The organism is Sphingobacterium sp. IITKGP-BTPF85 (assembly GCF_001006065.1).
Lineage (GTDB): Bacteria > Bacteroidota > Bacteroidia > Sphingobacteriales > Sphingobacteriaceae > Sphingobacterium > Sphingobacterium anhuiense.
Genome location: NZ_ASZT02000250.1, coordinates 1 through 3,199, shown reverse-complemented (window position 1 = coordinate 3,199; position 3,199 = coordinate 1). Strand labels below are relative to the sequence as shown.

Sequence of the window (3,199 nt, the reverse complement as noted above, 5' to 3'; positions counted from 1 at the left end):
CGCATTTGTAGAACTGCAGGATCCGTACGGTCGCATTCAGCTTTACATCAACCGTGATGATATCTGCACAGGTGAAAATAAAGATTTATATAACATCGTATTCAAAAAACTATTGGATCTAGGCGATATCATTGGTGTTGAGGGACATGTGTTCAGCACCAAAACTGGTGAGATCTCCATTCATGTAAAACAGTTGCAGGTTTTGTCAAAATCACTACGTCCTTTACCTGTTGTAAAACATAAAGAGGGCGTTGCATACGATGCGTTTCTTGATCCTGAACAGCGTTACCGTCAACGGTATGTTGATCTTATTGTTAACCAGGGAGTCAAAGAAGTTTTCCTTAAAAGAACGAAAATCTTTCAGTCAATGCGCCAGTTTTTCATTACGAAAGGTTATGTAGAAGTTGATACACCAGTTCTTCAGTCCATTCCTGGTGGTGCAAGTGCAAGACCTTTTGTTTCTCATCATGAAGCATTAAATATACCTTTATATCTGCGTATTGCCAATGAATTGTACTTGAAAAGATTGATTGTCGGCGGATTTGATGGCGTATTTGAGTTTTCACGTAATTTTCGCAATGAGGGTATGGACCGTACCCATAATCCCGAATTTACCGTCATGGAAATTTATGTCCCATATAAAGATTACAACTGGATGATGGCATTCACAGAGCAGCTATTGGAAAGGATATGTCTTGAGGTTTTGGGTACAACTGAGGTACTGGTGGGAGATACTGTTATCGATTTTAAAGCACCTTATCGACGAGTAACTATGGCTGGTGCCATACAAGAAAATACGGGTGTTGATATCCGTAATATGACCGAAGAAGAATTACGTCGTACTTGTATTGCCCTCGGCATAGCACAAGATGAAAGTATGGGTAAAGGCAAACTAATAGATGAAATTTTTGGAAAAACCAGTGAAAAGAAATACGTGCAACCGACTTTTATTATTGATTATCCCATAGCAATGTCGCCACTATGTAAAAGTCATCGTGATGATGCCTCATTAACAGAAAGATTTGAGCTTATCGTCAATGGAGTAGAATTATGTAATGCTTATTCGGAATTAAACGATCCGATCGAGCAGCGCTTAAGATTTGAAGAACAACTTCTGCTTCAGAAAAAAGGAGATGATGAGGCTATGTACATTGACCAAGATTTTCTACGTGCATTAGAATATGGTATGCCTCCCACATCTGGATGGGTATTGGTATGGATAGGCTAACGATGTTACTTACCGGCCAAACGACCATACAAGAAGTATTACTATTTCCGCAGATGAGGCCAGAAGCATGATTTAATTTGTCTTCTGGATAGTCAGTAATGATTACAATATTGTTATTCACGAAATAAGTTTTTAAAAAGTCATAGCCTGAATCAATATGGTCAAACATTATGCGTCTAAAAACAACACCCATTGGTGCATCTGTATTTTCAAGTTCAGTTGCACCTATTTTTTGCTGTCAAGAATTATGTCGTAAAGTTTTATTGTCATTGCTCGCGTGGATGCAGTTTGGAGGTTTTACCAAGACCGATTTAGTGACTTTGGTAAATGACGAAGGTAACTGGAAAGTATCTCAATCGGTCAATTCTTATAAGTAAGCAAGTTTAATCGATATAAAGTAGAAGCCATGTCGTAAGATATGGCTTTTTTGTGTCCGGAAAGCAAGACTAGGTTAACATGTTAATGCTTTTGTTGCTTGCTAGCCGACAGCAAACGTTTAAAAACGACTACAAACGTTTAATAACCGGCTAATAATTTTAGTTTTCCTGATGTTTGCTTAGCAATATTAATTATTTAAGCAAAGCATATTATTATGAAAAAGACAAAAAGTAGCATGGGCAAGTATGTTGGTTTTAGTGGCGACTGGAGCTTTAAATTCTATTTTGGCAGGGAAGAAAATAAGCCGATTTTAATTTTGATTTTTAAATGGGCTGTTTGAGGGAGAGAAAGTTATTCAGGATCTTCATTATCGGCCAGTGGAGCAGGGTGGCGATGTTGAAAATGAGCGTAAGGTTATTTTCGATCTCTATTGTACCGGTATTGATGGTGAGCATTTCATTATAGAGATGCAACAGCTTTATCAAGATTTTTTTAAAGATCGGACCGTTTTTTATACATCCAGGCTTATCAATAAACTTATACCCAGGGGCTATAAGGGAAATACATACGAACTTCCCGAAGTATATTTTATTGGTATCTTAGAATTTGAGTTAGGAGAAACAGAACCGGGAAAGTATTTTTACGATGTTGCTCTTTGCGATAAGCAGAGTAGTCGTGTTTTTTATGAAAAGCTTGGTTACAAGCTCTTAGTATTACCAAATTTTAATAAGAATGAGGTTGATATAAAGACAGATATGGATATGTGGCTATATCTATTGAAAAACATGAGTAAACTTGATAAAATACCTGATTTTTTGGATAAGCGGGTATTTGGTCTTATCTTTGACATAGGCGAAGTCGCAAAATTAACACCGGAGGATAAGATGGCATACGAAGCAAGTTTAAAACATAAGCGTGATGCAGAGAATACCTATTCTACTGCTCAGCGTCTTGGACATGATCGAGGTTTAAAAGAAGGTTTAAAAAAAGGTATTGCTCAAGGCCAACATCAAAATGCTATTGAGACAGCTTTGAAATTTAAAAATATGGGTTTACCTTTAGAACAAATTGCTGAGGGTACCGGCCTTACCGTCGACGAGATTGAAAAACTGAAATAAATCAAATAGGTCATATAAAACACATAAAGCATTCTGTCAAGAATGGCTTTATGTGTTTTATACCTTCCTTACGGCTTCCCGTATTTTTTGATCAAACCGATCCCCACAGAAAATCCCATATCAACAACAGCTGTTATTGGAGCCAATGCTTTGGGTGCGGTCCAGAGTGAGCTTCGCAGATCGTTTGTGGATTCTTCGGGGGGAGCTTCCGCAATTATGAAAACAAACTACAAGAGCTATATAAGAGCTTAGTGGAGTCTTTAAAGCAATATGCACGTAGCTACCGGGCAGTTGCCGTTATAGGCTTCAGCGTCAATATTGATGAACTCTCGGGCAAAGGAATCCCAATCGCTTATGATCACCGCTATCGGTACACCTGTATTGCTCAACGAAATTAAACATATACAAGTAGAATCAGTAGGTGGAGATATCGATGGATCTGTTATTAAGAACAAAGTCAAAGCAAGCTTGATCA

General features: G+C 37.8%; 5 protein-coding genes and 1 pseudogene. All 6 read left to right on the top strand.

Annotation, left to right across the window (positions count from 1 at the left end; translation table 11 throughout):
- Nucleotides 1-13 precede the first annotated feature (13 nt).
- The 6 genes and pseudogenes from lysS (at nt 14) to L950_RS37635 (ending at nt 3,122) form a co-directional block, all read left to right on the top strand.
- Nucleotides 14-1,299: pseudogene (gene lysS, locus L950_RS24655) on the top strand (lysine--tRNA ligase).
- A 99-nt stretch (nt 1,300-1,398) separates the two neighbouring features.
- A complete protein-coding gene (locus L950_RS24650; protein ID WP_021187955.1) occupies nt 1,399-1,605 on the top strand; it encodes a hypothetical protein in 207 nt (68 codons plus the stop codon).
- Between the two features lie 215 nt (nt 1,606-1,820).
- Nucleotides 1,821-1,946 (top strand): hypothetical protein, encoded by a 126-nt coding sequence (locus L950_RS34645; protein WP_021187954.1) that lies wholly within the window; start codon nt 1,821-1,823, stop codon nt 1,944-1,946.
- Entirely contained in the window at nt 1,939-2,724 is a 786-nt protein-coding gene (locus tag L950_RS24645) for an Rpn family recombination-promoting nuclease/putative transposase (RefSeq protein WP_084825554.1), read from the top strand. Before L950_RS34645 ends, L950_RS24645 begins: the two co-directional genes overlap by 8 nt.
- Before the next feature lie 42 nt (nt 2,725-2,766).
- Nucleotides 2,767-2,976 (top strand): hypothetical protein, encoded by a 210-nt coding sequence (locus tag L950_RS29045; protein ID WP_156169860.1) that lies wholly within the window; start codon nt 2,767-2,769, stop codon nt 2,974-2,976.
- Nucleotides 2,904-3,122 (top strand): heavy metal-binding domain-containing protein, encoded by a 219-nt coding sequence (locus L950_RS37635; protein WP_156169861.1) that lies wholly within the window; start codon nt 2,904-2,906, stop codon nt 3,120-3,122. The genes L950_RS29045 and L950_RS37635 overlap by 73 nt, the downstream gene beginning before the upstream one ends.
- Nucleotides 3,123-3,199 lie beyond the last annotated feature (77 nt).

What these genes read in the sequence shown, in the direction of transcription:
- L950_RS24650 (WP_021187955.1), top strand. Translation starts at nt 1,399, where the DNA reads ATGCGTCTAAAAACAACACCCATTGGTGCATCTGTATTTTCAAGTTCA.
- L950_RS34645 (WP_021187954.1), top strand. Translation starts at nt 1,821, where the DNA reads ATGAAAAAGACAAAAAGTAGCATGGGCAAGTATGTTGGTTTTAGTGGC.
- L950_RS29045 (WP_156169860.1), top strand. Translation starts at nt 2,767, where the DNA reads ATGGCTTTATGTGTTTTATACCTTCCTTACGGCTTCCCGTATTTTTTG.